We start from the raw sequence: 25,582 nt of genomic DNA on the forward strand, positions 1-25,582 counted from the left end.
CACCCGCCGGGCGATTGGCCGGAGTCAGCCGGGCAGGAAGCTCAGCAGGGCGACGACCGCCGCCGAGGTGACCACGAACGCGCCGATGTGCCACCAGGGGCTCGCCTCCTGGTCCGGCGCGCGGCGAACGCGGAAGAGGACATCGGGGCGACGCGCCGGGTCCTTCGCGGCGGCGACGACTGCCTGCGCGCCCGTCCGGACGTCGGGTTCCCGCACGGTCTGCTGAACGGTCTCGTGCACTGCCATGATCTCGGTCCACCCCTCCCGTGACGCGCTGAGTCCTCCTGCGCCACCTCCATTGTCGCCGAAGTCGGCTGAGAGGCGGTCACAGACACATCACGAACGCGGCGGGCCGCGCTCAGAGGATCAGAACCACTTCGACTCGAGGTGGTCCGACGAGATGCGGCGGAGCGTGCCCGAGTGCCCGCGGAGCACGACGCTCTCGGTGTAGACGTAGCCGTCCTTGCGGCGCACGCCCTCGACGAGCGCGCCGTCGGTCACACCCGTCGCGACGAAGATCGTGTTGCTCCCGGCGACGAGGTCATCCGCCTCGTAGACGTGGTCCATCTTCAGGCCCGCGTCGATGCCCTTCTGCGCCTCGTCGTCGTCGCGCGGCCAGAGGCGACCCTGGATGTGCCCGCCGAGGGCCTTGATCGCGCACGCCGTGACGATGCCCTCCGGGCTGCCGCCGATCCCGACGCACATGTCGGTCCGCGCATCGTGGCGGGCCGCGTTGATGCCGCCTGCGACGTCGCCGTCGCTCATGAGGCGCGTTCCCGCGCCCGTCGCGCGGATGTCCTCGATGAGCTGCTCATGGCGCGGACGGTTGAGCACCGACACGACCATCTCCTCGACGGGCTTGTCGAGGGCCTTCGCGAGGAGGCGGATGTTCTCGGCGATCGGCAGGCGGATGTCCACCACACCGACGCCCGCGGGGCCCGTGACGAGCTTGTCCATGTAGAAGACGCTCGACGCGTCGAGCATCGTGCCGCGGTCGGAGAGCGCGATCACGGAGAGCGCGTTGTTGCGCCCGGCCGCCGTCAGCGAGGTGCCGTCGATCGGGTCGACCGCGATGTCGTACGAGCGACCGCGCCCCGTGCCCACGTGCTCGCCGTTGAAGAGCATGGGCGCGTTGTCCTTCTCGCCCTCGCCGATCACGATGACGCCGTCGAAGTCGACGGTCGCGAGGAACGCGCGCATCGCGTCGACCGCCGCGCCGTCGGCGGCCTCCTTCGCGCCGCGGCCGATGAACGGGACCGAGCGGATCGCCGCGGCCTCCGTCGCGCGCACGAGCTCGAGCGCGATGTTGCGGTCGGGGTGGAGCGGGATGAGGTCGTCGGCGCTCGTGATCTCGTGCGTGTCGGCAGTCATGCTGAGAGAGTAGCGGCAGCGGATGGCGCAGATCGGTGTTCTTCGCGCGCTCCAGATCGAAGGATCTGCGTTTCTTTCCGGATCGTGAGGATCGCGCCCGATTGCCGCCGTCGTCGGAGCAGATCCGGCCTTCGCTAGGCTGAGACTGCACTCACCTCGCCATTCGAAGGAGCACCGCAATGCCCGTCGCCACCCCGGATCAGTATGCAGAGATGTTCGACCGCGCGAAGGCGGGCGGCTTCGCCTACCCCGCGTTCAACGTGTCGAGCTCGCAGACGATCAACGCCGTGCTCCAGGGCCTGACCGAGGCCGGCTCCGACGGCATCCTCCAGGTCACGACCGGCGGAGCCGACTACTTCGCCGGGCACACCGTCAAGGGCCGCGCCACGGGCGCGATCGCCATGGCGCAGTACGTCCGCGAGGTCGCCAAGAACTACCCCATCACGGTCGGCGTGCACACCGACCACTGCCCGAAGGACGCTCTCCCCGGCTTCGTGCTCCCGCTCCTGGAGTACTCGGAGGAGCTCGTGAAGAACGGCGGCGAGCCGCTGTTCAACTCGCACATGTGGGACGGCTCGGCCGTGCCGCTCGACGAGAACATCCAGATCGCGGCGGACCTCCTCCCCCGCATGAAGAACATCAACGCGATCCTCGAGATCGAGGTCGGCGTCGTCGGCGGCGAGGAGGACGGCGTCGCGCACGAGGGCTCGAACGAGGCGCTCTACACGACGGTCGCGGATGTCACGAAGGCCGTCGAGGCGCTCGGCCTCGGCGAGCAGGGCCGCTACATCGCCGCCCTGACCTTCGGCAACGTGCACGGTGTCTACAAGCCGGGCGGCGTCAAGCTCCGCCCCGAGCTCCTCGGCGAGATCCAGGAGGGCATCCAGGCGCGCTTCGGCACGGGCGAGAAGCCGCTCGACCTCGTCTTCCACGGCGGCAGCGGCTCGACCGACGAGGAGATCGCGCTCGCGGTCGCGAACGGCGTCGTCAAGATGAACATCGACACCGACACGCAGTACGCGTTCACGCGCTCGATCGCGGGCTACATGTTCTCGAACTACGACGGCGTCCTGAAGGTCGACGGCGAGGTCGGCAACAAGAAGCAGTACGACCCGCGCGCGTGGGGCAAGGTCGCCGAGTCGGCGATGGCCGCGCGCGTCGTGGAGTCGACCCGCCAGCTCGGCTCGTTCGGCAAGTCGCAGAGCTGACAGCGCTCTGAGACGACGAAGCCCGGCGCCGTGCGGCGCCGGGCTTCGTCGTCTCAGAGCTAGGCGCCGAACGACTCCTGCATCCGCAGCACGGCATCCCCGACGGCGGGATCGCTCACGAGAGGGATCACGACGACGATGCTCGCGAGCAGGTTGAAGACGACAGCGCCGAGGATCGGCACCCAGAACGTCAGGCGCCCGCGCCGCGCGACGCGCCATGACAGGAGCGCGGTCGCCATCCATCCGAGCGTCAGTACGATCACGGCCGCGACGCCCCAGATCCGCACGCCGGCCGGGTCGGCGAGCTCGACGTCGAGTCCCATCGTCTCGAGCAGGCGCGTGGTGTCGAGCACGAGCGGAATCGACTGGATGACGCTGACGATTCCGAAGACGAGCATCGCGACGGTCGCCGCACGGTCCACCAGGCGACCGCCCGACGGGAGGGGCGCGGCGTCGGCAGACGGCGGCGCGACGGGGGCCGCGGGGACCGGCGCGCGGGTCTCGGGAGCCGACGGGAGCCCCATGCGCGCGCGCTGCTCCTCGGGCGTGGCGTACTGCCCGAACCGCGGCTGCGGCCGCGCGTCGTCGCGGGGCTCGGTCATGCGCGGCCTCGGCCTCCCACGGCGCGGGCGTCGCGGCGACCCGACGGATCCTGGCGGAGCTCCTTGGGCAGCGAGAACATGAGGTCCTCCTCCGCCGTCCGCACCTCCTCGACATCGCGGTAGCCGGCGCTCGCGAGCGCGTCGAGCACCTCCTGGACGAGCACCTCGGGCACGGAGGCGCCGCTCGTCACGCCCACGGTCTCGACGCCGTCGAGCCACTCCTGCCGGACCTCGCTCGCGTAGTCGACCCGGTAGGCGGCCTTCGCGCCGTGCTGGAGGGCGACCTCGACGAGGCGCACGCTGTTCGACGAGTTCGCCGAGCCGACGACGATCACGAGATCGGCTCCGGCCGCGACCTTCTTGATCGCGACCTGGCGGTTCTGCGTCGCGTAGCAGATGTCGTCGGACGGCGGGTTGTGCAGCTCGGGGAAGCGCGCGCGCAGGCGGTTCACCGTCTCCATCGTCTCGTCCACCGAGAGCGTGGTCTGCGAGAGCCACACGAGCTTCGACGGATCCTCGACCTCGATCGTGTCGGCCTCGTCGGGCGAGTTCACGATCGTGACGTTCTCGGGGGCCTCTCCCGCGGTGCCCTCGACCTCCTCGTGGCCCTCGTGGCCCACGAGCAGGATGTGGAAGTCGTCGCGCGCGAAGCGCACGGCCTCGCGGTGCACCTTGGTGACGAGCGGGCACGTGGCGTCGATGGCCTGGAGGCCCCGGTCCGACGCGGCGCTCACGACGGCGGGCGAGACCCCGTGCGCGCTGAACACGACGTGCGCGCCCTCTGGCACCTCGTCGACCTCCTCGACGAAGACGGCGCCCTTCGCCTCGAGCTCGCGCACGACGTGGATGTTGTGCACGATCTGCTTGCGCACGTAGACGGGCGACCCGTAGCGCTCGAGCGCCTTCTCGACCGTGATCACGGCGCGGTCGACGCCCGCGCAGTAGCCCCGCGGCGCCGCGAGCAGCACCCGCTTGCGTCCGGGCACGGGGTTATCCTGAAGGCGCACGCTCCTGCCCGGCACGCGGGGCACGGGCAGATGGATGGCGGTCGAGCTCATGCTCCGATCCTACGTGCGCCCCCTGGGGACAGGCAGGGTGCCGCCGTCCGAGGAGTGCGCCGCGAGGAGATCATGACGACGTTCCAGCCGGAGCCCGCCGAGGGCGAGCAGCCCCCCGCCGATTCCGTCGCCCCGCGCGACTCGAAGCCGGATGCGCCGACCTCGATCGCGCGCCTGAATCAGACGATCAAGGGCTTCATCGACCGCTGGGGCGCCGTGTGGGTCGAGGGCGAGATCACCTCGTGGAACGTGCGCGGCGGCGCCGTGTTCGGACGCCTGAAGGACCTCCGATCGGATGCGCAGATCTCGATCCGGATGTGGTCCAGCGTCCGCGCGCGCACCCCGGCCGATCTGAAGGTCGGCGACCACGTGATCGCGTGCGTCAAGGCCGATTACTACCCGAAGGGCGGCGACCTCTCCTTCCAGGTCACCTCGATGCGCCACGTGGGCCTCGGCGAGCAGCTCGAGCGTCTCGAGAGGCTCCGCGCGCAGCTGCGCGCCGAGGGGCTCTTCGACCCCGCCCGGAAGAAGCCGCTCCCCTTCCTGCCCCACGGCATCGGGCTGATCACGGGCGAGCGCTCGGATGCCGAGAAGGACGTCCTGCGCAACGCCGAGCTGCGGTGGCCGCACGTCGACATCCGCACGATCCACGCCGCCGTGCAGGGCGAGCGCAGCGTGCCCGAGATCCTCCAGGCGCTCAGCGCGCTCGATGCGGATCCGCACATCGACGTCATCATCATCGCCCGCGGCGGCGGCGATCCGCAGACCCTCCTCGGGTTCAGCGACGAGCGCCTCGTCCGCGCGGTCGCGGCCGCGCGGACCCCGGTCGTGAGCGCGATCGGCCACGAGAACGACCATCCGCTGCTCGACGACGTCGCCGACCTGCGCGCCTCGACGCCCACCGACGCCGCGAAGCGGGTCGTCCCCGACGTGGGCGAGCAGCGGGCGCTGGTCGCGCAGCTGCGGTCGCGTCTCGCGACACGGCTCCAGCATCGCCTCCAGCACGACATCGCGCAGCTCGAGCACATCCGCTCGCGCCCCGTCCTGCGCGCGCCCGAGCGCCTCGTCGAGACGCGCGAGCAGGACGTCTTCCTCCTCGTGGCGCGAGGGCGCGACATCGCCCAGCGGCGCATCCACGACGGCGAGCGCCGTACCGCGGAGCTGCGGGCGTCGCTGCGCGCCCTCTCGCCGCACTCGACGCTCGCACGGGGCTACGCGATCGCGCAGGCCGAGGATGGCGCCATCCTCCGGTCCGCGCAGGACGCGCCCCGTGGCGCGCGGCTCGTGCTCATCCTCGAGCACGGCGCCGTGTCGGCGACCTCGGGCGGACCGCTCGACGCGGGCACCGCGCCCGCCTCCTCGTAGGATGGAACCGCTATGACCGAACAGGCTCCCCCCGCCGACGTCGCGTCCCTCTCGTTCGAACAGGCGCGGGACGAGCTCGTCCGCGTCGTGTCCGAGCTCGAGCAGGGCGCGCCCACCCTCGAGCAGTCCCTCGCGCTCTGGGAACGCGGCGAGGCGCTCGCGGCGCGGTGCGAGGAGTGGCTGCTCGGGGCGAAGCGCCGTCTCGAGGCCGCGCGCGCCGCGGGGGGCGAGGACTGATGGCGCGCGAGCCGCGCATCGCCGCACACCTCGGCCGCCCCGAGACGCCCGACGAGATCGCCGCACGGAAGGCCGAGAGCTCGCGCATCTACCGCGGCAGCCAGACGTTCCGCAACCTCATCGTCGCACTCGTCGTCTCGCTCGCCGTCGTGGCCGTCATCGTGTGGGGCGTGCCGCGCGGCGAGGCCCCGGAGCCTGCGCCCATCAACGTGGCGGCGATCGCCGCCGATGCCGAGGAGACGACGGGTCACGACGCGATCGTCCCCGACGCCCCGGACGACTGGCGCGTGAACTCGGCACGGCTCGAGAACGGCGACGTCACGACGTGGAGCATCGCGTACGTTCCGACCGAGACCGGCTTCCTCCGACTGAGCCAGGGCTTCGACGCCGACGAGACCTGGGCCGCGCGGGTCCTGGGCGGGGCGGCGCCGACCGATGCCGTCACGATCGACGGCGTCCGCTGGGACGTGTACGAGATCTCCGACCCCGAGGCGAACGCCAACGTGTCGTACGCGCTGGGCACCCAGGCCGGCGCCGACCACGTCCTCGTGTACGGATCCTCCGAGCCGGAGGTCGCCGCCGACCTCGCCGCGCTCGTGGCCGACCAGATCGACGCACTCGCGACCGCAGAAGGGACACCCGAATGAGCGAGAACCTCACCCCCGCCGAGGCGTGGGAGAAGATGCAGGCCGGCAACTCCCGGTTCGTGGCGGGCACGCCCGCGCACCCCCACCAGGATGTCCGTCGTCGTCACGAGCTCGCGGCGGGGCAGACGCCGCTTGCCACCCTCTTCGGATGCTCCGACTCGCGGCTGGCGGCCGAGATCATCTTCGATCTGGGCCTCGGCGACCTGTTCGTCGTGCGCAACGCCGGCCAGGTCCCCGGAGAGTCGATCGTCGGCTCCCTCGAGTACGCCGTCGAGGTGCTCGGCGTGCCGCTCCTCGTCGTGCTCGGGCACGACTCGTGCGGCGCGGTCCGCGCCGCGATCGACAGCACGGGGCCCGACGCACCCGTTCTGCCCCCGCACATCTGGCGTCAGATCTCGCCGATCGTGCCCGCGGTGCACGCGGCGCTGCGCGAGTCGGACGGCGCGACCCCCGCGACCGTCGACGCCGAGCTCGTCGGCCGCCTGCACGTGCGCGACACGATCGACTGGATCCTGCAGTCGTCCGAGCTGATCTCCCGCGCCGTCGCGGAGGGCCGTCTCGGCATCGTGGGAGCCAACTACCGACTGGCCGAGGGCACCGCGGTGCCCCACGTCACCATGGGCGTCGCGACCGACGCGGCCGCCTGAACCCGGAGGGAACAAGGAAGTGACCGAGATCGAGTACCGCATCGAGCACGACACCATGGGCGAGGTGCGCGTCCCCGCGACCGCCCTCTACCGCGCGCAGACGCAGCGCGCCGTGGAGAACTTCCCCATCTCGGGCAAGGGCCTGGAGTCGCGCCAGATCGCCGCGCTCGCGCGCATCAAGAAGGCGGCGGCCCTCGCCAACAAGGAGCTCGGGACGCTCGACGGAGCGATCGCGGACGCCATCGCGGCAGCGGCCGACGAGGTCGCCACCGGCGCCCACGATGACCAGTTCCCCGTCGACACCTACCAGACCGGGTCGGGCACGTCGTCGAACATGAACATGAACGAGGTCCTGTCGACGCTCGCCTCCGACCGCCTCGGCTCGCCCGTGCACCCCAACGACCACGTCAACGCCTCGCAGTCGTCGAACGACGTCTTCCCGACGTCGGTGCACGTCGCCGTCACCGAGGCGCTCATCACCGACCTCGTGCCCGCGCTCGACCACCTCGCGAAGGCCTTCGAGGAGAAGGCCGAGGCGTGGAAGTCGGTCGTCAAGTCCGGCCGCACGCACCTCATGGACGCGACGCCCGTGACGCTCGGCCAGGAGTTCGGCGGATACGCCCGCCAGATGCGGCTCGGCATCGAGCGCGTCGAGGCGTCGCTCCCCCGCGTCGCGGAGGTCCCGCTGGGCGGCACCGCGGTCGGCACCGGCATCAACACGCCGCTCGGCTTCCCGCAGAAGGTCATCGCGCTGCTCGCGGCCGAGACCGGCCTGCCCATCACCGAGGCGAAGGACCACTTCGAGGCGCAGGCGAACCGCGACGGGCTCGTCGAGGCCTCGGGCGCGCTCCGCACGATCGCCGTCTCGCTCACGAAGATCAACAACGACCTGCGCTGGATGGGCTCGGGGCCGAACACCGGGCTCGGCGAGCTCCACATCCCCGACCTCCAGCCCGGTTCGTCGATCATGCCCGGCAAGGTGAACCCCGTCGTGCCCGAGGCCACCCTCATGGTCTGCGCGCGCGTCATCGGCAACGACGCGACGATCGCGTGGGCCGGCGCGTCGGGCGCCTTCGAGCTCAACGTGGCGATCCCGGTCATGGGGACCGCGCTGCTCGAGTCGATCCGCCTCCTCGCCAACGCCTCGCGCGTGCTCGCCGACAAGACGATCGCGGGTCTCGAGGCGAACGTCGAGCGCGCGGCCGCCTTCGCGGGCATGTCGCCGTCGATCGTGACGCCGCTCAACAAGGTGATCGGCTACGAGGCGGCGGCGAAGATCGCCAAGCACTCCGTGGCGAAGGGAATCACGGTCCGCGAGGCCGTGATCGACCTCGGCTACGTCGAGCGCGGCGAGATCACGGAGGAGCAGCTCGACGAGAAGCTCGACCTGCTCTCGATGACGCACGCGGGCTGACGCGGAGCCCGCTCTCAGGGCCCGGGTGGACGATCGTCCGCCCGGGCCCTCTGCATGCGAGCCGTGCCCGGGGCGTCAGCCGGCGTTCGCCGCCGCTTCACCTGCCGGACACCCGGCATCGGTGAGGTGGTGGCGAGGGCTCTCCGGGGCCTGATCGACAAGGGATTCCCCCGCCCGCGAGAAGGAGACAGTCGAACATGGTCATCAACCTGGGCCGCACGCTGCCCATGGCGCAGCACGTCAAGGGCAAGCGAAGCGCCGTCACCTGCCACCTCAAGTGCGCCAACGCCTGCGCGAAGGGCGTGTGCAACACGTCCGGCAACGGCTACTTCCGCGACATCGTCGACGCCCAGCTCTCCCGCCGCGCTCTCCTCGGCCTCGGTGCGGCCGGCGCCGCCGCGATCGTGCTGGCGCCGTCGCTGGCCGGGCAGCGCGCCGCCGCGTCGACCGGCACCGCCTACGCCGCCGTGGGCGAGACCGGCGCCTTCGGCTTCGCCCCGATCGACCCCGTCGCGTACACGGTCGACAGCTTCGTCGTCCCGGAGGGATTCGACTGGACCCCCATCATCCGCTGGGGCGACCCGCTCTTCGCCGACAGCCCCGCCTTCGACGCACTCAACCAGACGCCCGAGGCCCAGGCCCGGCAGTTCGGCTACAACGTCGACTACACCGACATCATCCGCACCTCGGCCACCACGGCCATCCTCTTCGTGAACCACGAGTACACGAACGAGAACGTGATGTTCCCCGCCGATCAGCTCGAGGGCGACGTGGAGCGCGTGCGCCGCGTCGGACTCAAGGCGCACGGTCTCAGCGTCGTCGAGCTCACGCGCACGAGCGAGACCGCGCCCTGGACGCCCGTCGTGGGCGGAGCCCTCAACCGCCGCTTCCTCGACGACACCCCGTACGCGTTCACCGGGCCCGCCGCAGGCAGCGAGCTCCTGCGCACGGTCGCCGATCCGGAGGGCAGGACCGTCCTCGGCACCTTCGGCAACTGCTCGGGCGGCACGACCCCGTGGGGCACCATCCTCAGCGGCGAGGAGAACTTCGACGGCTACTTCCGCTCGTCCGGCCTCTCGGAGGCCGAGCAGCGCTACGGCCTCGCCGACGAGGAGACCGCGCGCGGCTGGGAGAACGTCGACCCGCGGTTCGACGCGCGCACCCCCGGCTATGAGAACGAGCCCAACCGGTTCGGCTGGATCGTCGAGATCGACCCGACCGACCCGTCCTCGACGCCGCGCAAGCACACGTCGCTCGGCCGCCTGAAGCACGAGGGCGCGAACGTCATCGTCGCCGCGAACGGCAGGGTCGTGGCGTACACGGGCGACGACGAGCGCTTCGACTACCTCTACAAGTTCGTCTCCCGCGACACGTACGTGGAGGGCGACCGCGCGCACAACATGACGCTGCTGGAGAACGGCGACCTCTTCGTCGCGCGCTTCTCGGGCGACTCGCCCGCGACCGAGATCGACGGCTCGGGCACGCTGCCCTCCGACGGCGGCTTCGGCGGCTCGGGCGAGTGGCTCCCCCTCGTCGTCGACGGCGCATCGGCCGTCGACGGGATGAGCGTCGAGGAGGTGCTCGTGCACACGCGCCTCGCGGCCGACCGCGCGGGCGCCACGAAGATGGACCGTCCCGAGGACGTCCAGCCGCATCCGACGAGCGGCCGTGTCTACGTCGCGTGCACGAACAACAGCGACCGCGGCACGGAGGGCAAGGCCGGCCCCGACGAGGTGAACCCGCGCACCGAGAACCGCGACGGCCACATCATCGAGATCACCGAGGACGGCGGCGACCAGACCGCGCGGACCTTCGGCTGGACGCTGCTCCTCGTCGCGGGCGACCCCGCGCGCAACGACTCGGCGTACTTCTCCGGCTTCCCGGTCGACGAGGTCTCGCCCATCTCGTGCCCCGACAACCTCGCCTTCGACACGGCGGGCAACCTCTGGATCTCGACGGACGGCGCGCCCAGCACGATCGGGTTCAACGACGGCCTCTTCCGCGTCGGCCTCGAGGGCGACCAGCGCGGCCGGGTCGAGCAGTTCCTGTCAGTGCCGCGTGAGGCCGAGACCTGCGGCCCCGTCATCCACGACGACGAATGGCATGTGTTCGTGTCGGTGCAGCACCCGGGTGAGGACGGCTCGTTCGAGGAGCAGACCTCGACGTTCCCGGACAGCATGAAGCAGGCCCCGCTCTCGGGCGCCGGCGGCGGGACGTTCGCCGGCCCCCGCCCGACGGTCGTCCAGGTGATGCCCGTGGCCGCGCCGTCGCCGACGCCCACGCCGACGGCGGAGCCCACCGCGACGCCTGAGCCGACGCCCACCGCGACGTCGACTCCGACGCCCACGACGACGCCGAGCGCGAGCCCCACGGCGACCCCGACCCAGGCGCCCACCCAGGCTCCGTCGCAGACGCCGGTCCCGTCGCCGTCGCAGAGCACCGCGCCGTCGCCGGGCCCCGACGCGCCGCTGTCGCCCACGGGCGGCGGTGTCGTGGGCGGCCTGCTCGCGGGCGCCGGCGCGCTCGCGACCGCGGGCCTGGCATTCCTCGCCCGCCGCAAGCGCGAGAACGGGCAGCAGCCGTCCGAGACGACCGACGAGGTCTGACCGGTCACGCGAGAGGGCCGGTCGGCGAGGAGACCCCTCGCCGACCGGCTCTCTCGGCTGTCAGCAGCAGCGCCCGCCGGGATCGAGGTCCTGCGCGCGGTGGATCTCGCGCCAGAACTCCCGCTCGGTGAGCGGCTCGCCGTCGGGATGGCGCTCTCGCTCGTGCGCGAGGTACGCCGCGTACCGCGACTGCCCGGTCATCCCCGAGACGAAGCGCGCGCACACGCTGCCCACGGCGGCCAGCGGCGCAAGCAGTCGGATGGCCATCAGTCCCCCCGCGAGGGGCGGCGCTCCGCGGGCAGCGCATCCCACTCGCGCTGCGCGGCCCGCTCCGCCGCCGTGGGGATGAGCCCTGCCGGGGCGAACCGGCGCGACGGGACGGGCGCGTCCTCGTTGTCGATCGTCTCGGTCGACCGCAGCGCCTGCACGACGCGGACGATCGCCGCGACGAGCACGATGAGCGTCAGCACGAGGAAGATGATCGAGAGCGTCCCCTGGATCGCCGTGTTGCGCACGACCGCCTCCATCGCCGCGACGCTCGGCGCGGTGCCGAACGAGGTCTCCCCCGCGGCGAGCGCGTCGCGGAATGCGGCGTGCTGCGCCCAGTAGCCGACCGCCGGCACGCTCGAGAAGATCTTGTGCAGCGACGCGACCGTCGTCACGACCGTGACGAACGCGAGCGGGAGCGCCACGATCCAGAGCGCCCCGAAGGTCCGTCGCCGCGCGACGATCGTGAGCACGACCGCGAGGGCGATCGCGGCGAGCAGCTGGTTGGCGATGCCGAACAGCGGGAAGAGCGTGTTGATGCCGCCGAGCGGATCCGTCACGCCCATGATGAGCACCGCTCCCCAGCCGGCGACCATGATCGCCGTGCAGATCCACGCTCCGAGCCGCCACGACGTGTCGCGGAACCGCGGCACGACGTTCCCGATCGAATCCTGGAGCATGAACCGTGCCACGCGCGTGCCGGCATCCACCGCCGTGAGGATGAACAGCGCCTCGAACATGATCGCGAAGTGGTACCAGAACGACATCATGCCGCTGCCGCCGATCCACTGGCCCATGATGAGCGCGAGCCCGACCGCGAGGGTCGGGGCGCCGCCCGTGCGCGACACGATCGACTCCTCCCCCACGAGCTGGGCCATGGTGGTGAGCGCGTCCGGCGTGAGCGAGACGCCGGTCAGCCCGAGCCCGTTCACCCAGGCGACCGCTCCCTCGACCGTGCCGAGCGTGGCCGCGGCCGAGGAGTTCATCGCGAAGTAGATGCCGCGGTCGATCGAGACGGCGGCGACGAGAGCCATGACCGCGACGAACGACTCCATGAGCATGCCGCCGTAGCCGATGAAGCGCGTCTGCTTCTCCTTCTCGATCATCTTCGGCGTCGTGCCCGACGAGATCAGGGCGTGGAAGCCCGAGAGGGCGCCGCAGGCGATCGTGACGAAGAGGAACGGGAACAGCGGCCCGCTCCAGACCGGCCCCGTCTCGCCGCTCGCGAACTCGCTGAACGCCGGCACCGAGATCTCGGGGCGCACGAAGACGATCGCGACCGCGAGCGCGACGATCACGCCCACCTTCATGAAGGTCGAGAGGTAGTCGCGCGGCGCGAGCAGCATCCACACGGGCAGGACGGCGGCGACGAAGCCATACACGATGATGGCCCACGCGACTGTCACGCGGTCGAGGTGGAAGAGGGCCTGCCCCCACTCGGTCGCCGCGATCGCGCCGCCGCCGACGATGGCCGCCATGAGGAGGACGAACCCGATGATCGAGACCTCGAGGATGCGGCCCGGGCGGATCCAGCGGAGGTACGCGCCCATGAACAGCGCGATCGGGATGGTCATGGCGACCGAGAACACGCCCCACGGGCTCTCGCCGAGGGCGTTCACGACGATGAGCGCGAGGATGGCCGTGATGATGATCATGATGAGGAGCGTCGCGAGGATGGCCGCGGCGCCGCCGAAGCGGCCCAGCTCATCCTTCGCCATCTGGCCGAGCGAGCGGCCGCCGCGGCGCATCGAGAAGAACATCACGAGGTAGTCCTGCACGGCCCCGGCCAGGACGACGCCCACGATGATCCAGATGGTGCCGGGGAGGTATCCCATCTGGGCCGCGAGGACGGGGCCCACGAGGGGCCCTGCGCCGGCGATCGCGGCGAAGTGGTGGCCGAACAGCACGACCCGGTCGGTGGGGACGAAGTCCTTGCCGTCCGACCGGTACTCCGCGGGCGTCGCGCGACGGTCATCCGGGCGCACGATCTTCCGCTCGATGTACTTCGCGTAGAAGCGGTAGAACACGAGGTACGTGCACACGGCGGCGAAGACGAACCAGATCGCGTTCACCGTCTCGCCGCGCACGATCGCGAGCATGGTCCATGCGACGCCGCCGAGGAGGGCGATGGCCGTCCAGATCACGATGCGCAGCGGCGTCCAGCGGCGGTCGTCGGGAACAGCGACCGGCGGCGACGCCTCGGTCTCGGGGGCGATGCGCGGGGCTGGGTCCTGTGCCATGGCCGTGACTCCTTCGTCTCCTCGTGCGTCGGCCGACATGCCGACCGGTATCCGAGGATACGCACGGCGACGGCGGCGGAGACGTTGCCCCGCCGCCGTCGCCGCGCCCGTGTCAGGAGAGCTCGCCGACCTCCAGCAGGTCGGTCACGAGGGCCGCGATCGCCGAGCGCTCGCTGCGCGTGAGCGTGACGTGCCCGAAGAGATCGTGTCCCTTGAGCGACTCGATGACGCTCGCGATGCCGTCGTGGCGGCCGACGCGCAGGTTGTCGCGCTGCCCCACGTCGTGCGTGAGGACGACCTTCGATCCCTGCCCGATCCGGCTCAGCACCGTGAGGAGCACGTTGCGCTCGAGCGACTGCGCCTCGTCGACGATCACGAACGCGTCGTGCAGCGAGCGGCCGCGGATGTGCGTGAGCGGGAGCACCTCGAGCATCCCGCGCTCCACGACCTCGTCGAGGACGTTCTGCGACACGACGGAGCCGAGCGTGTCGAAGACCGCCTGGCCCCAGGGGTTCATCTTCTCGGCCTGGTCGCCGGGCAGGTAGCCGAGCTCCTGACCGCCCACCGCGAACAGCGGCCGGAAGACGATGATCTTCTTCTGCTGCTGGCGCTCGAGCACCGCCTCCAGCCCCGCGCAGAGCGCGAGCGCCGACTTGCCCGTTCCGGCGCGCCCGCCCAGGGAGACGATGCCGACGGTCGGGTCGAGGAGGAGGTCGATCGCGATGCGCTGCTCGGCCGAGCGCCCGTGCAGGCCGAACACCTCGCGGTCGCCGCGGACGAGGCGCAGCTCGCCGTCGCCCGTGACGCGGCCGAGCGCCGAGCCCCGCTCCGACTGGATGACGAGGCCGGTGTTGACCGGGAGCCCCCGTGCGTCGTCGTGCAGCGCGACCTCGCTCTCGTAGAGGTCCGACATCTCGTCGCCCGAGACCTGCAGGGTCGCGATCCCGGTCCAGCCCGAGTCGACCGCCTGCTCGGCGAGGTACTCCTCTGCCGCGAGGCCGAGAGAGGCGGCCTTCACGCGCATCGGGAGGTCCTTGGAGACGATCGTGACGCTCTGTCCGTCCTGTGCGAGGTGGGCGGCGACGGCGAGGATGCGGCTGTCGTTGTCGGCGAGCCGGATGCCGCTGGGCAGCACGCTCTGGTCGGTGTTGTTGAGCTCGACGCGCAGCGTGCCGCCCTCGCCCACGGGCACGGGGAAGTCGAGGCGCCCATGCTCGACGCGCAGCTCGTCCAGGTGCCGCAGCGCGGCGCGTGCGAAGTAGCCGATCTCCGGATCGTGCCGTTTGCCCTCGAGCTCGGTGATCACCACCACGGGGATCACGACGCTGTGCTCCGCGAAGCGGAAGAACGCCCTCGGATCGCTCAGCAGGACCGAGGTGTCGAGCACGTAGGTGCGCAGGTCCTGCGCCTCCCGCGTCGTCGACCGCCGCCCGGTCTTCCTGACAGTGCTGGTGCTCACGCCCGTCGTGGTGGCCACGTCACACTCCCGACCCCGGGCTTCCGCCCGGATTCGACGAGTCGACCTGGGGCCACGAGTCGCAGTCCTGACGGCCGACCCGACCGGACGCCTTGCCCGGTGATCCGAAGCTACGACCGCCGGGGCGGTCTGCGGCGCATGGACACGCTGACGGGCGGATGAAGATCTCGTGAACGCGGCGAGGTCAGCCCACGCGCGTCTGCACGAAGACCGCGCACGCGTCGTCGAGCATCCGCAGCGTCTCGTCGTCGGTCGCGACGTGCGGCGACACGCGGACGTATCCGGATCGCGCCGTCGCCGTCACCCCCGCGTTCGCGAGGGCGGCGCCGAGGGCTCCGACGTGACGCGCCCCGGGGTCGAGGGCGACGATGCCCGCGCGTCGGGCCGGATCGCGCGGCGTCACGACCTCGATGCCGTGCGCGTCGGCGATCTCGATGATGCGTCCCGCCCGCTCCGCCACGGCCGCCTCGATCGCGGCGATGCCCGCGGATGCGACCTCGCCGACCGCCGACGCGAGACGCGCGGCCGCCAGGGGGTCGGGGCGCGAGACCGTGAAGGCGCGGGCATCGGGCGCGGGCGCCGGCACGGGCACGCCGTCGTACGGCAGGTCGTCGGCGTCCGTGCCGGTGGTGCCCGAGAGCACCGGGTCGAGCGCGACGCGCGCCCGTCGGCCGTACCACGCGAAGCCGGTGCCCCGCCCCGCCCGCAGCCACTTGTATCCGTGCGCGGCGACGACATCGGCGGCCGTCCATTCGGCGTCGACGACGCCGACGGCCTGCGTCGCGTCGACGATGAGCAGCCGGTCGTCGCCGATGACCTCGCGGATGCCTGCGAGATCGGCGCGGTATCCGGTGCGGAAGTCGACGAGACTCACGGCCACCGCGCTCGTGGACTCGTCGATCGCCTCGGCGACGGCCTCGGGCGTGACGAACCGGTGCTCGGGCGCGATCCACTGCGGCACGATGCGGCCGAGGGCGGTCGCGGCCCGCGCGATCGTCACGGGGATGCTGGGGAACTCGAGGGGTGACGCGACGACGCCGCCCGTGATGCCGTAGACGGCCTGCGCGAGGCCGTGCGTGGTCGAGGGCTGCAGGGCGACCTCCGCGGGGTCCACGCGCAGGAGGCCGGCGATCGCCGCGCGCGCCTCGTCCGCACGGCCGGAGACGAGGCCGATCCCGCTCTCGCGACCGGAGCCGAGCAGCTCGAGATCGGCCATCGCCTCCTCGCGCACGGTGCGGGAGAGGGGGCCGAACCGCGCCCAGTCGAGATAGCCCGGTTCCACGTCGAACGAGGCGGTGAGGTCTGCGAGGGTGGTCACGCCTCCATTCTCGCAGAGGCGGCCGTCCGCGAGGTTGCGCGCGTCAGCGGCCGAAGCGCCGGTCTCGCGACCCGAAGTCGCGGATGGCGCGGAGGAAGTCGACCTCGCGCAGGTCGGGGCCGAGCGCCTCGAGGAAGTAGAACTCGCTGTGCGCGCTCTGCCAGAGGAGGAAGTCGCTCAGGCGCTGCTCGCCGCTCGTCCGGATGACGAGGTCGGGGTCCTTCTGACCTCCCGTGTAGAGGTGCTCGGCGATCTGCTCGGGCGTGAGGTGCGCGGCGAGATCCTCGAGGGTGCCCCCGTTCGACCCGTGCTCGCGGATGATGCTGCGGACGGCGTCGACGATCTCGTGGCGTCCGCCGTACCCGACCGCGAGGTTGACGTGCAGCCCGCTGTTGCCGCGGGTGCGCTCCTCCGCGTCGCGCAGGGCGGACAGGAGGAAGTCCGGAAGGCCCTCGGAGCGTCCCACGTGCTGCACGCGCCAGTCCCGTCGTCGGGAGAGCTGCCCCGCGAGCCCCGCGATGATCTCGATGAGATCCTGCAGCTCGCGGCTGTCGCGCTTGCGGAGGTTGTCGTGCGAGAGCAGGTAGAGCGAGACGACCTCGACGCCGATGGCCTCGCACCACTCGAGGAACTCGCGCATCTTCGCGGCGCCCGCGCGGTGCCCGTGCGCCGGCGTCTCGTAGCCCAGCTGACGCGCCCAGCGGCGATTGCCGTCGATCATCATCGCGACGTGGTGGGGCACCTTCGCCGGATCGATCTGCCGGTGCAGCCGCGAGATGTAGAGACGGTACAGAGGCCCCCGTCCTGCCGCCGACCGCTCGCTGATCACCCTCCGAGCGTACTCCGGGCGTCCGCGTGCCGCTCACGGCATGCGCTGGCGCGTACTGTCAGACCATGACCTCCGACGAGCACACGCCCGCGCAGACCCCGGACGGCGTGCCCCGGCTCCCGCTGATGGATGCCGCGCGCGCGGACGCCCACGAGGAGCCCAAGCCGTCGTGGCGCGGCTGGATCCACGCCGGGACGTTCCCCGTCGCGATCGTGGCGGGCATCGTCCTCGTGGCGCTCGCCGACGGCGCGGCGGCGAAGGCCGCGTCGGCGGTCTTCGCCGCGTCGTCGCTCCTGCTCTTCGGCAACTCGGCGCTCTACCACCGCTTCCACTGGAAGCCCCGCACGCGTCTGATCCTCAAGCGGATCGACCATGCGAACATCCTCCTGCTCATCGCGGGCACGTACACGCCGATCGGCGTGCTCGCGCTGCCGCCGTCGAAGGGCGTGCCGCTGCTCGTGCTCGTCTGGACCGGAGCCCTCCTCGGGATCCTCTTCCGGGTGTTCTGGATCGGCGCCCCGAGGTGGCTCTACGTCGCCCTCTACCTCGTGCTCGGCTGGGCGGCCGTCATGTACATGGGCGATCTCTTCCAGGCGAACCGGACGATGATGGTCCTCGTGATCGTCGGCGGCCTCCTCTACTCGGCCGGCGCGGTCGTCTACGCGATCAAGAAGCCCAACCCGTGGCCGGGCCACTTCGGATTCCACGAGATCTTCCACGTGTGCACGGTGCTCGCGTTCCTCTGCCACTGGGCGGGGGCGCTGCTCATCGCGCTCGATCCCGCGTTCAACGGCCCGGCGTAGGCTCCTCGCCCGTCTCACCGCGGCCATCCGACGCCGTCCCGGTTCCCCGCGGATCGGCGCCCTCCTGCGCGGCCGCCTCCTGTGCGGCGGCCTCCTCCTCCGCGTCGAGCACGGCGTTCGCCTCCTCGCGGTACCGCGCCCGGCGCACGCGCCGCAGCATGTCGAAGACGAGGAGGAACACCGCGATGACGAGGACGACGATCGTCGCGAAGCCGAGGGGGCCGGGCGTGACGAGGTCCGGGTCCACGGTCGGCTGCGGGCTCGGGGTGGCGGCGAGCACGGCGAGAGCGGGCATCGAGGACTCCTCCGGGGTGCGCGGCGCCCGAGACGGGGCGCCGGGAAAAGGCGGTTAGCCTGGAGTCCCAGCCTAGTTCGCCCGACCTGAGAGGACGACGCCGTGACGATCCAGCAGCGTCTCGACGAGCGCTACGGGCGAACCCCCCGCCGCTCGCGCCGCATCGCATGGATCGCGGGAATCGCGCTCGCCGCCCTCGCGGTCGGGTGGTTCGGGTGGTCGACGATGCAGACCGCCGCCGCCGAGGTCGATTTCGACGATCTCGGCTACGAGGTGCGCAGCGAGCACGAGGTGTCGGTGACCTTCCAGATCACCTCGGGCTCGCGCGAGAGCGTCGCCTGCGCGCTCGAGGCGCTCGACGAGCAGTTCGGCGTGGTCGGCTGGCGGATCGTCGAGTACCCGCCGTCCGACGCCGTGTCGGCCTCACACACCGAGAGCATCCCCACCGTCGCGGAGGCGACGACCGGAATTGTGAAGTCCTGCTGGGTTCCGTAAGATCGACGGTCAGTCCATCCGACGCCCCGGCGACCTGCCGGGGCGTCTTCACATATGCCGGCCCCCTCGGCCGCGCATCCACGAAGGAGACAGACCGTGTCCGATGACACCCAGGTCCCGTTCCTGACGCAGGAGGCGTACGACCGCCTCGCCGCCGAGCTCGAGCACCTCTCGACCACCGGTCGTGAGGAGATCGCGAAGCGCATCGAGGCGGCCCGCGAGGAGGGCGACCTCCGCGAGAACGGCGGCTACCACGCGGCCAAGGACGAGCAGGGGAAGCAGGAGGCGCGCATCCGCCAGCTGCAGGCGCTCCTCAAGGACGCGAAGGTCGGCGTCGCCCCCGAGTCCAACGGCATCGTCGAGCCCGGCACCGTCGTGACGGCGGTCGTGTTCGGCGACCAGGAGCGCTTCCTGCTCGGCAGCCGCGAGATCGCCGGAGGCACCGACCTCGACGTCTACAGCGAGCAGAGCCCGCTCGGCGCCGCCATCCTCGGCCTCAAGGAGGGCGAGAAGACGAGCTACCAGGCGCCCAACGGCAAGGACATCCCCGTCGAGATCGTCAAGGTCGAGACCTTCACGGGCTGAGCCCGCACGCGCGAGAGGGCGACGGCCGGCCGGCCGTCGCCCTCTCGTCATTCCGGCAGGATCTCGGGCCGGAAGCCCGCGTCGCGCAGGATCTGCAGCGTGAGCAGCTTGTGCTCCTCGCCGCGCGTCTCGACGGAGATCTGCAGGATGACCTCGCTGATCTGCATGCCCTGCCCGTGCCGTGTGTGCAGCACCTCGATCACGTTCGCTCCGGCCTCCGCGAGGAGCTCGGAGACGCGCGCGAGCTGACCGGGACGGTCGGGCAGCGGGATGCGGATGGTCATGTAGCGGCCCGACGCGGCGAGGCCGTGTGCGACGACCCGCTGCAGCAGGAGCGGATCGATGTTGCCGCCGGACAGGAGAGCGACCGTGGACCCCTGCGGACTCACCTTGCCCGCGAGGATGGCCGCGACGCCGACCGCGCCGGCCGGCTCGACGACGACCTTCGCCCGCTCCAGCAGCACGAGGAGCGCGCGCGCGATGTCGTCCTCCCCCACGGTCACGACCTCGTCGACGAGCTCGCGGACGATCGCGAACGGCACATCGCCCGGGCGGGCGACGAGGATGCCGTCGGCGATCGTCGGCTTCGTCTCGACGCGCACGGGTTCTCCGGCGGCGAGCGACGGGAGCATGGGCGCGGCGTTCTCGGCCTGCACGCCGATGATCCGCACCGTGCGCCCCGCCGCGGCCGCCCGTGCCTTCGCGGCCGCGGCGACGCCCGCGATGAGGCCTCCGCCGCCGATCCCCATGATGATCGTGTCGACGTCGGGCACGTCGTCGAGGATCTCGAGGCCGAGCGTGCCCTGGCCGATGATCACGTCGCGGTGGTCGAACGGGTGGATGAGCACGGCTCCCGTGCGCTCGGCGTGCTCCGCAGCGCGACGCAGCCCGACGTCGACGGTCGCGCCGTCGAGCACCACCTCGGCGCCGTAGCCCTTCGTCGCGAGGAGCTTCGGGACGGGAACGCCGAGCGGCATGTAGATCGTCGCCGGGATGCCGAGCTGCTGCGCCGCGAGCGCGACGCCCTGCGCGTGGTTGCCCGCCGAGGCCGCGACCACGCCGCGACGCCGCTCGTCCTCCGTGAGGCGCGACAGGCGGTAGGTCGCCCCGCGCACCTTGAACGACCCCGTGCGCTGCAGATTCTCGAGCTTGAGGTGCACCGGGGCGCCGAGCACCTCGCTGAGGTGCTGCGAGTACTCGGTCGGGGTGTGCTCCACGACGCCCTCGAGGAAGCGCGCGGCCTCCTCGAACTCGGCGAGCGCGGGGATCGGCGGGGCGTCCGGCGTCGCGTGAGCGTCCTCGGGTGCGTCCGCGTCCATCCGCGTCATGTGCGTGCCTTCCTGTGGTCGTCCTCGTCGCCTCGGCCGAGGCTCTTGGGGACCGTGCTCCAGATGAGATCGGCCGATCGGACCTCGGCTCCCGTGCGCCACGACCCCGAGCTGAGCGTCACGGCCACGACGTTGACGAACGCCGCGACCGGCACCGCGAACAGGGCGCCGGCGATGCCGCCGACCATCGAGCCGCCCGCGACGACGAGGACGACCGCGAGCGGGTGCACCTTGACGGCCGATCCCATGAGGAGCGGCTGCAGGATGTGGCTCTCGACCTGCTGCACGAGCAGGACGACCGCGAGCATCGCGACGCCGATCCAGATGCCGTTGTAGGCGAGCGCGATCACGACCGCGAGTGCGCCCGTGACGATGGCGCCGACGAACGGGACGAATGCCCCGAGGAACACGAGGACCGCGATGGGGATGGCCAGGGGCACGCCGAGCGCGAACGCGCCGATGCCGATGCCGATCGCGTCGATCGTCGCGACGATGATCTGCGTGCGCGCGTAGTTGATGAGCGTGGTCCAGCCGTTGCGCGCCGCCGCGTCGACGGCCGGCCGCGCCGCGCGCGGGAAGAGCCTGAGGGTCCAGCGCCAGATGCCGGCGCCGTCGAGGAGGAAGCACAGGAGCACGAAGAGCGCGACGAGCGCGCCGGCGGCCACGTGCCCCACGGTCGAGCCCACGGCGAGCGCACCGTTCAGGAGGAGATCGGCCTGCTCCTCGACGAGCTGGAGGCCTCCCGTGAGCAGGTCGTCGAGCTGCTGGGCGGTGACGAGCCCTCCGTCGATGAGGAAGGTCCGCAGACCGGCGATCGACTCGGCCGCGCGGGCGCGCACCTCCTCCGCCTGCCGCGAGATCTGCCAGACGACGAGCCACACGAGGCCCGTCACGATCGCGAGCGTCCCGAGCACGCTCACGACGACCGCGAGCACGCGCGGCACCCGGTGGCGCAGCATCCACGAGAAGAACGGGAACAGGAGGGCGGTGAGCAGCGTCGCCACGAAGATCGGGATGACGAGCAGCTTGAACTGGATGACGAGCCAGACGATCACGGCGGCGACGGCGGCGAGCACGAGGAAGCGCCATCCGTAGGCCGTCGCGATGCGCAGTCCGACGGGGACCTCGACGGGATCCGCGGGCGGAGGGCTCGCGGGAGGAGCGCTCGGCGGCGCGGCGCGGCGTCGACGGAGAAATCCCGCGCGAGAGCTCGGGGGCGTGTCGTCGCTCATCCCCGTCATCCTAATCCCGGGTGCATTCCGCTGTCGGCACGCGATCGGCCGCCTGCGCGACCCGGTGTCGGAGGTCGCCGGTAGCGTTGCGCGCGTGAAGGATGTCCTCTCGGCTGCCGAAGCCCGCCGCCTGGGCCTCGCCGCCCAGGGCCTCTCCCGTGCGCGTCCGGCCGCGCCCTCGCTGCGTCATGTCCGCCGCGAGCTCGCGCGCATGCACGTCCTGCAGATCGACTCCGTGAACGTGTTCTCCCGGTCGCACTACATGCCGCTCTTCTCGCGGCTGGGGCCCTACGACCGGGATCTGCTGGATCGCCTCGTCCTGACCCCCGCGCGTCGGGGGCGGGCGCCCGAGCACGTCGAGTACCTCGCCCACGAGGCGACCTTCGTCCCGGTCGCGGACTGGCCGCTCTGGCGGTTCCGCATGGACGCCATGCGGAGCCGGTACGCGGGGCCCGGAAGCTGGTTCGCCGCGAACGCCGACACCGTGAACTGGGTGCGCGCCGAGCTCGCGGAGCGCGGTCCGCTGCGGCCCGCGGAGATCGAGCGCGATGTCGAGGCGAGCCGCGGCCCATGGTGGGGCTGGGACGACGTCAAGCGCGCCCTCGAGATGCTGTGGCGCTTCGGCGAGGTCGCGATCGCCGGCCGCAACGGCTTCGAGCGCCGCTACGGCCTCGCCGAGCACGTCATCCCACACGAGCACCTCGAGCGCGTCGTCGCCCCCGACGACGCGGTCCGCGAGCTGGTGCGCCGGGCGGCGCTCGCATACGGCGTGGCCACGGCATCCGACATCGCCGACTACCACCGGCTGCGCGACCGCCGCGGCGTCCTCGCCGCCGTGTCCGACCTCGAGGACGCGGGAGAGCTCGTCCCCGTCGCCGTGCGCGGGTGGGAGCGCGCGGGCCGTGCGCTGCCGGCCTGGCGTCATCGGGACGCCGTGCTCCCCCGGCGCATCGACCGCGCGACCCTGCTCACCCCCTTCGACCCCGTCGTGTGGTTCCGCGAGCGCGCGGAGCGGATGTTCGGATTCGACTACCGCATCGAGATCTACACGCCGGCCGAGCGGCGCCGGTTCGGCTACTACTCGCTCCCGCTGCTCGTCGGAGACCGCATCGCGGGTCGGTTCGACCTCAAGGCCGACCGCGCGGCGGGCGCGCTGCGCGTGCAGTCCGCCTGGTGGGAGGCGCACGTCGATCCGGCCGCCGTCGCCGAGAGTGCGGCGGAGGCGCTGCGCGAGGCAGCGGCCTGGCAGGGGCTCGACGCGATCTCGGTCTCGCACTGGGGCGATGCCGCGGACGATGTCGCGCACGTGCTCGACGCGCCGCGCCACGCCCATCCCGGCGCACTCCGAGCAACGGCTGATTAGTGTTGCGGGTGGAGGCAGCCCGCATGAAACGACCCCTGGTCCCGATCCTCGCCGTCGTCGGCGTGATCGTCGTCGGCATGCTCGCGATCGGCTTCTGGTCGACCAGCCGACCGGCGAGCGCGGAGGAGACCGCCGCGCGGTATCTCGACGCGCTCTCGTCGGGCGACGCCGACGCGGTCCGCGCCCTGCTCGCAGACGCCGACGCCGTGCCGGACACCGCGTGGAGCGCGTTCTCCACGGCGTCCGCGCATCTCTCCTCCGCCGAGATCGTCGAGGTCGACGAGTCGGAGGACAGCGCCCAGGTGCGGGCGGAGGCGACCCTCGACGGGGAGCCGCAGGAGCTCGCGTTCACGCTGACCTCGTCCCCATCGGGATGGCACGTCGCCGAGGTCCCGCTCTCGCCCGTGACGGTGACGGCGACGCGCGGCGCGTGGGTGGATGTGGCCGGCGAGCCGGTCGCGCTCGAGGGCGGCGCCGCGCAGCTCGCACTCCTTCCGGGCTCCTACGAGGTGTCGGCGTGGCCCGCCGAGTACCTCGACGGAGCAACCACGGCCGAGGTCGGCACGTCCGCCGAGCCGGTCGCCGTCGATCTCGCGCCGACGTTCACCGACCAGGCGCTCGCCGATGCCGAAGCCGAGCTGACCGCCCATCTGGAGGGCTGCCTCGCGACCGCCGCCGAGGTGCCGCAGGGCTGCGGGATGATCGTCCCCTGGCCGGCCGACCTCGCGGAGGCGGCCGAGGTGTCCTTCCGTGCGGACCGGATGCCCGAGGCCGCGATCGACCTCGAGACGGGCACCTTCCAGGCCACCGGCGGCGCCGTCGTCGCGACCGTCACGGGCACGCGCCCCGACGGCACGGAGGGCGTCTTCACCTACCGCACCGATGCCTGGAGCCTCTACGGAACGATCTCGCTCGATGACGAAGGGCTCCTACTCAGCGTGAACTGAGCAGGAGCCCTTCGGCCCGAGCGGTCAGAACTGGACGCGCGGCGGCTCGGAGATCGCGGCCCCGCCGTCGACCTCGAAGAACTCGCGCTGGGCGAATCCGAGGTTGCGCGCGAAGAGGTTGTTCGGGAACACCGAGATCTTCGTGTTCAGCTCGCGGACGCCGCCGTTGTAGAAGCGGCGCGAGGCTTGGATCTTGTCCTCGGTGTCGACGAGGCTGTGCTGCAGCTGCAGGTAGTTCTGGCTCGCCTGCAGCTGGGGGTAGGACTCCGCCACCGCGAACAGGCTCTTGAGGGCCTGCTGGATGTGGTTCTCGGCGACTCCCGCCTCCGCGGGGCCCGATGCCGCGAGCGTCTCGGCGCGCGCCCGCGTGACGTTCTCGAACACCGCCTTCTCGTGCGCCGCGTAGCCCTTCACCGTCTCGATGAGGTTCGGGATCAGATCCGCTCTTCGCTTGAGCTGGACCGTGATCCCGCTCCACGCCTCGTCGACGCGCACGTTGAGCTGGACGAGCGAGTTGTACGTCGCCCACAGGTAGATCGCCGCGATGACGACGATCGCCACCACGACGAGAACGGGAATCAACCACTCCACGACGGAACCCCCTTGGTTTCTGCGTCCATCCTAGACACCGCGCCCTCCGCGGCCACCGTGCGCCGCCTGCGCATCCGCATACGATGGCGTCCGTGATCGCACGACCCGACTCCTCCCTCCGCTTCCGCTTCGCGACCGTCGACGACGTCGCGGCGATCGTCTCCGTCGTCGAGCGGGCATACCGTGCGGACGACGCCGGCTGGACGACCGAGGCGCACCTCATCGGCGGGCGCCGCACCGGCGCCGACGAGGTCGAGCAGCTCGTCGCCTCGGCCACCGGCGGGCTCCTGACGCTCTCCGATCACGGCGACATCGTCGCGACGTGCCACCTCGATCGGCGTGCGGATCACGCCTATTTCGGGATGTTCGCGGTCGACCCCACCCGCCAGGCGCGCGGGTTCGCGCGGCCCTCCTCGCGGAGGCGGAGCGCGTCGCACGCGAGGAGTGGGGATCCCCGCGGATGCGGATGACCGTGATCTCGGCGCGGACGGACCTCATCGCGTGGTACGCGCGCCGCGGCTACCGCCCCACGGGCGGCACCTCGCCCTTCCCCTACGGCGATGCGCGCTTCGGGGAGCCGCGCGTGGCCGGCCTGCGCTTCGACGAGCTCGAGAAGCCGCTCGTGTGAGGTCACGGGAGACACACATGCGCGGACGA

Annotated in this window: 27 protein-coding genes; 14 read left to right on the forward strand and 13 right to left on the reverse strand. The window is 71.7% G+C overall.

What is annotated here, in order from left to right; translation table 11 throughout:
* Positions 1-24: 24 nt before the first annotated feature.
* The gene (locus tag M1D46_RS12825) at positions 25-246 is read right to left on the reverse strand and encodes a UDP-N-acetylmuramyl pentapeptide phosphotransferase (RefSeq protein ID WP_271173757.1); all 222 of its coding nucleotides are present in this window, start codon (positions 244-246) and stop codon (positions 25-27) included.
* Between the two features lie 120 nt (positions 247-366).
* Entirely contained in the window at positions 367-1,371 is a 1,005-nt protein-coding gene (glpX, locus tag M1D46_RS12830) for a class II fructose-bisphosphatase (RefSeq protein ID WP_271173758.1), read from the reverse strand.
* 179 nt (positions 1,372-1,550) lie between these two features.
* Here glpX and fbaA point away from each other — a divergent pair, with 179 nt between their 5' ends.
* On the forward strand, positions 1,551-2,579 hold the full coding sequence (gene fbaA, locus M1D46_RS12835; protein ID WP_282979568.1) for a class II fructose-bisphosphate aldolase: 1,029 nt from the start codon (positions 1,551-1,553) through the stop codon (positions 2,577-2,579).
* A 59-nt stretch (positions 2,580-2,638) separates the two neighbouring features.
* Here the strand turns inward: fbaA and M1D46_RS12840 are convergent, their stop codons facing one another.
* Complete coding sequence (locus tag M1D46_RS12840; protein ID WP_456285722.1) at positions 2,639-3,181, reverse strand: DUF6264 family protein; 543 nt, start codon at positions 3,179-3,181, stop codon at positions 2,639-2,641.
* Positions 3,178-4,239: a 4-hydroxy-3-methylbut-2-enyl diphosphate reductase gene (locus M1D46_RS12845; RefSeq protein ID WP_271173761.1), complete on the reverse strand. Its 1,062-nt coding sequence runs from the start codon at positions 4,237-4,239 to the stop codon at positions 3,178-3,180. Before M1D46_RS12845 ends, M1D46_RS12840 begins: the two co-directional genes overlap by 4 nt.
* 72 nt (positions 4,240-4,311) lie before the next feature.
* Here M1D46_RS12845 and xseA point away from each other — a divergent pair, with 72 nt between their 5' ends.
* The 6 genes from xseA to M1D46_RS12875 all read left to right on the forward strand — a co-directional run bounded on the left by xseA (position 4,312) and on the right by M1D46_RS12875 (position 11,155).
* Positions 4,312-5,604: an exodeoxyribonuclease VII large subunit gene (xseA, locus tag M1D46_RS12850; RefSeq protein WP_456285723.1), complete on the forward strand. Its 1,293-nt coding sequence runs from the start codon at positions 4,312-4,314 to the stop codon at positions 5,602-5,604.
* 12 nt (positions 5,605-5,616) lie between these two features.
* Positions 5,617-5,841 (forward strand): exodeoxyribonuclease VII small subunit, encoded by a 225-nt coding sequence (locus M1D46_RS12855; protein ID WP_421074469.1) that lies wholly within the window; start codon positions 5,617-5,619, stop codon positions 5,839-5,841.
* Positions 5,841-6,488 (forward strand): DUF4245 family protein, encoded by a 648-nt coding sequence (locus tag M1D46_RS12860; protein ID WP_455971178.1) that lies wholly within the window; start codon positions 5,841-5,843, stop codon positions 6,486-6,488. The genes M1D46_RS12855 and M1D46_RS12860 overlap by 1 nt, the downstream gene beginning before the upstream one ends.
* Positions 6,485-7,135, forward strand: a complete 651-nt coding sequence (locus tag M1D46_RS12865; RefSeq protein WP_271173765.1) for a carbonic anhydrase — start codon at positions 6,485-6,487, stop codon at positions 7,133-7,135. Before M1D46_RS12860 ends, M1D46_RS12865 begins: the two co-directional genes overlap by 4 nt.
* Positions 7,136-7,154: 19 nt before the next feature.
* Positions 7,155-8,549 carry a class II fumarate hydratase gene (locus M1D46_RS12870; RefSeq protein WP_271173766.1) on the forward strand — a complete coding sequence of 465 codons (1,395 nt, stop codon included), beginning with the start codon at positions 7,155-7,157 and terminating at the stop codon, positions 8,547-8,549.
* Between the two features lie 197 nt (positions 8,550-8,746).
* Positions 8,747-11,155 carry a PhoX family protein gene (locus M1D46_RS12875; protein WP_456285724.1) on the forward strand — a complete coding sequence of 803 codons (2,409 nt, stop codon included), beginning with the start codon at positions 8,747-8,749 and terminating at the stop codon, positions 11,153-11,155.
* 60 nt (positions 11,156-11,215) lie between these two features.
* Here M1D46_RS12875 and M1D46_RS12880 read toward each other — a convergent pair whose 3' ends face one another.
* The 5 genes from M1D46_RS12880 to M1D46_RS12900 all read right to left on the reverse strand — a co-directional run bounded on the left by M1D46_RS12880 (position 11,216) and on the right by M1D46_RS12900 (position 17,286).
* Positions 11,216-11,422, reverse strand: coding sequence for a YbdD/YjiX family protein (locus M1D46_RS12880; RefSeq protein WP_456285725.1), 207 nt, complete (start codon positions 11,420-11,422; stop codon positions 11,216-11,218).
* Positions 11,422-13,662 carry a carbon starvation CstA family protein gene (locus M1D46_RS12885; RefSeq protein WP_456285726.1) on the reverse strand — a complete coding sequence of 747 codons (2,241 nt, stop codon included), beginning with the start codon at positions 13,660-13,662 and terminating at the stop codon, positions 11,422-11,424. The genes M1D46_RS12880 and M1D46_RS12885 overlap by 1 nt, the downstream gene beginning before the upstream one ends.
* Positions 13,663-13,774: 112 nt before the next feature.
* A complete protein-coding gene (locus tag M1D46_RS12890) occupies positions 13,775-15,121 on the reverse strand; it encodes a PhoH family protein (RefSeq protein ID WP_271173769.1) in 1,347 nt (448 codons plus the stop codon).
* A gap of 202 nt (positions 15,122-15,323) precedes the next feature.
* Positions 15,324-16,457: an aminotransferase class V-fold PLP-dependent enzyme gene (locus tag M1D46_RS12895; RefSeq protein WP_456285727.1), complete on the reverse strand. Its 1,134-nt coding sequence runs from the start codon at positions 16,455-16,457 to the stop codon at positions 15,324-15,326.
* A gap of 43 nt (positions 16,458-16,500) precedes the next feature.
* Positions 16,501-17,286: an isoprenyl transferase gene (locus M1D46_RS12900; protein ID WP_271173771.1), complete on the reverse strand. Its 786-nt coding sequence runs from the start codon at positions 17,284-17,286 to the stop codon at positions 16,501-16,503.
* A gap of 65 nt (positions 17,287-17,351) precedes the next feature.
* On the opposite strand from M1D46_RS12900, the gene trhA reads away from it, so the two are divergent.
* Positions 17,352-18,089, forward strand: coding sequence for a PAQR family membrane homeostasis protein TrhA (gene trhA, locus M1D46_RS12905; RefSeq protein ID WP_456285728.1), 738 nt, complete (start codon positions 17,352-17,354; stop codon positions 18,087-18,089).
* Here trhA and M1D46_RS12910 read toward each other — a convergent pair.
* Positions 18,073-18,384 (reverse strand): hypothetical protein, encoded by a 312-nt coding sequence (locus tag M1D46_RS12910; RefSeq protein ID WP_456283497.1) that lies wholly within the window; start codon positions 18,382-18,384, stop codon positions 18,073-18,075. The genes trhA and M1D46_RS12910 overlap by 17 nt on opposite strands.
* Positions 18,385-18,486: 102 nt before the next feature.
* Between M1D46_RS12910 and M1D46_RS12915 the strand changes: the two genes are divergently transcribed.
* Both M1D46_RS12915 and greA read left to right on the forward strand, forming a co-directional pair.
* Positions 18,487-18,879, forward strand: a complete 393-nt coding sequence (locus tag M1D46_RS12915; protein ID WP_324014416.1) for a DUF4307 domain-containing protein — start codon at positions 18,487-18,489, stop codon at positions 18,877-18,879.
* Between the two features lie 96 nt (positions 18,880-18,975).
* Positions 18,976-19,464 carry a transcription elongation factor GreA gene (gene greA / locus M1D46_RS12920; RefSeq protein ID WP_271173775.1) on the forward strand — a complete coding sequence of 163 codons (489 nt, stop codon included), beginning with the start codon at positions 18,976-18,978 and terminating at the stop codon, positions 19,462-19,464.
* A gap of 47 nt (positions 19,465-19,511) precedes the next feature.
* Here the strand turns inward: greA and ilvA are convergent, their stop codons facing one another.
* Together ilvA and M1D46_RS12930 are read right to left on the reverse strand one after the other, a co-directional pair.
* Complete coding sequence (gene ilvA / locus M1D46_RS12925; RefSeq protein WP_271173823.1) at positions 19,512-20,783, reverse strand: threonine ammonia-lyase; 1,272 nt, start codon at positions 20,781-20,783, stop codon at positions 19,512-19,514.
* 5 nt (positions 20,784-20,788) lie between these two features.
* Positions 20,789-22,024 (reverse strand): AI-2E family transporter, encoded by a 1,236-nt coding sequence (locus tag M1D46_RS12930; RefSeq protein WP_456285729.1) that lies wholly within the window; start codon positions 22,022-22,024, stop codon positions 20,789-20,791.
* A 94-nt stretch (positions 22,025-22,118) separates the two neighbouring features.
* Between M1D46_RS12930 and M1D46_RS12935 the strand changes: the two genes are divergently transcribed.
* On the forward strand, positions 22,119-23,387 hold the full coding sequence (locus M1D46_RS12935) for a winged helix-turn-helix domain-containing protein (RefSeq protein WP_456285730.1): 1,269 nt from the start codon (positions 22,119-22,121) through the stop codon (positions 23,385-23,387).
* A 23-nt stretch (positions 23,388-23,410) separates the two neighbouring features.
* Positions 23,411-24,334: a hypothetical protein gene (locus M1D46_RS12940; RefSeq protein WP_456285731.1), complete on the forward strand. Its 924-nt coding sequence runs from the start codon at positions 23,411-23,413 to the stop codon at positions 24,332-24,334.
* A 24-nt stretch (positions 24,335-24,358) separates the two neighbouring features.
* Here the strand turns inward: M1D46_RS12940 and M1D46_RS12945 are convergent, their stop codons facing one another.
* A complete protein-coding gene (locus tag M1D46_RS12945) occupies positions 24,359-24,925 on the reverse strand; it encodes a LemA family protein (protein WP_282979584.1) in 567 nt (188 codons plus the stop codon).
* Between the two features lie 92 nt (positions 24,926-25,017).
* Between M1D46_RS12945 and M1D46_RS12950 the strand changes: the two genes are divergently transcribed.
* Both M1D46_RS12950 and M1D46_RS12955 read left to right on the forward strand, forming a co-directional pair.
* Positions 25,018-25,395 carry a hypothetical protein gene (locus M1D46_RS12950; RefSeq protein WP_456285732.1) on the forward strand — a complete coding sequence of 126 codons (378 nt, stop codon included), beginning with the start codon at positions 25,018-25,020 and terminating at the stop codon, positions 25,393-25,395.
* Positions 25,392-25,553, forward strand: coding sequence for a hypothetical protein (locus tag M1D46_RS12955; RefSeq protein WP_456285733.1), 162 nt, complete (start codon positions 25,392-25,394; stop codon positions 25,551-25,553). The genes M1D46_RS12950 and M1D46_RS12955 overlap by 4 nt, the downstream gene beginning before the upstream one ends.
* Positions 25,554-25,582: the final 29 nt, after the last annotated feature.

The organism is Microbacterium sp. JZ70 (genome assembly GCF_053903225.1).

Coding starts and splice junctions, on each gene's coding strand:
- M1D46_RS12825 (WP_271173757.1), bottom strand. CDS start 246: ATGGCAGTGCACGAGACCGTTCAGCAGACCGTGCGGGAACCCGACGTC.
- glpX (WP_271173758.1), bottom strand. CDS start 1,371: ATGACTGCCGACACGCACGAGATCACGAGCGCCGACGACCTCATCCCG.
- fbaA (WP_282979568.1), top strand. CDS start 1,551: ATGCCCGTCGCCACCCCGGATCAGTATGCAGAGATGTTCGACCGCGCG.
- M1D46_RS12840 (WP_456285722.1), bottom strand. CDS start 3,181: ATGACCGAGCCCCGCGACGACGCGCGGCCGCAGCCGCGGTTCGGGCAG.
- M1D46_RS12845 (WP_271173761.1), bottom strand. CDS start 4,239: ATGAGCTCGACCGCCATCCATCTGCCCGTGCCCCGCGTGCCGGGCAGG.
- xseA (WP_456285723.1), top strand. CDS start 4,312: ATGACGACGTTCCAGCCGGAGCCCGCCGAGGGCGAGCAGCCCCCCGCC.
- M1D46_RS12855 (WP_421074469.1), top strand. CDS start 5,617: ATGACCGAACAGGCTCCCCCCGCCGACGTCGCGTCCCTCTCGTTCGAA.
- M1D46_RS12860 (WP_455971178.1), top strand. CDS start 5,841: ATGGCGCGCGAGCCGCGCATCGCCGCACACCTCGGCCGCCCCGAGACG.
- M1D46_RS12865 (WP_271173765.1), top strand. CDS start 6,485: ATGAGCGAGAACCTCACCCCCGCCGAGGCGTGGGAGAAGATGCAGGCC.
- M1D46_RS12875 (WP_456285724.1), top strand. CDS start 8,747: ATGGTCATCAACCTGGGCCGCACGCTGCCCATGGCGCAGCACGTCAAG.
- M1D46_RS12880 (WP_456285725.1), bottom strand. CDS start 11,422: ATGGCCATCCGACTGCTTGCGCCGCTGGCCGCCGTGGGCAGCGTGTGC.
- M1D46_RS12885 (WP_456285726.1), bottom strand. CDS start 13,662: ATGGCACAGGACCCAGCCCCGCGCATCGCCCCCGAGACCGAGGCGTCG.
- trhA (WP_456285728.1), top strand. CDS start 17,352: ATGACCTCCGACGAGCACACGCCCGCGCAGACCCCGGACGGCGTGCCC.
- M1D46_RS12910 (WP_456283497.1), bottom strand. CDS start 18,384: ATGCCCGCTCTCGCCGTGCTCGCCGCCACCCCGAGCCCGCAGCCGACC.
- ilvA (WP_271173823.1), bottom strand. CDS start 20,783: ATGGACGCGGACGCACCCGAGGACGCTCACGCGACGCCGGACGCCCCG.
- M1D46_RS12930 (WP_456285729.1), bottom strand. CDS start 22,024: ATGAGCGACGACACGCCCCCGAGCTCTCGCGCGGGATTTCTCCGTCGA.
- M1D46_RS12940 (WP_456285731.1), top strand. CDS start 23,411: ATGAAACGACCCCTGGTCCCGATCCTCGCCGTCGTCGGCGTGATCGTC.
- M1D46_RS12955 (WP_456285733.1), top strand. CDS start 25,392: ATGACCGTGATCTCGGCGCGGACGGACCTCATCGCGTGGTACGCGCGC.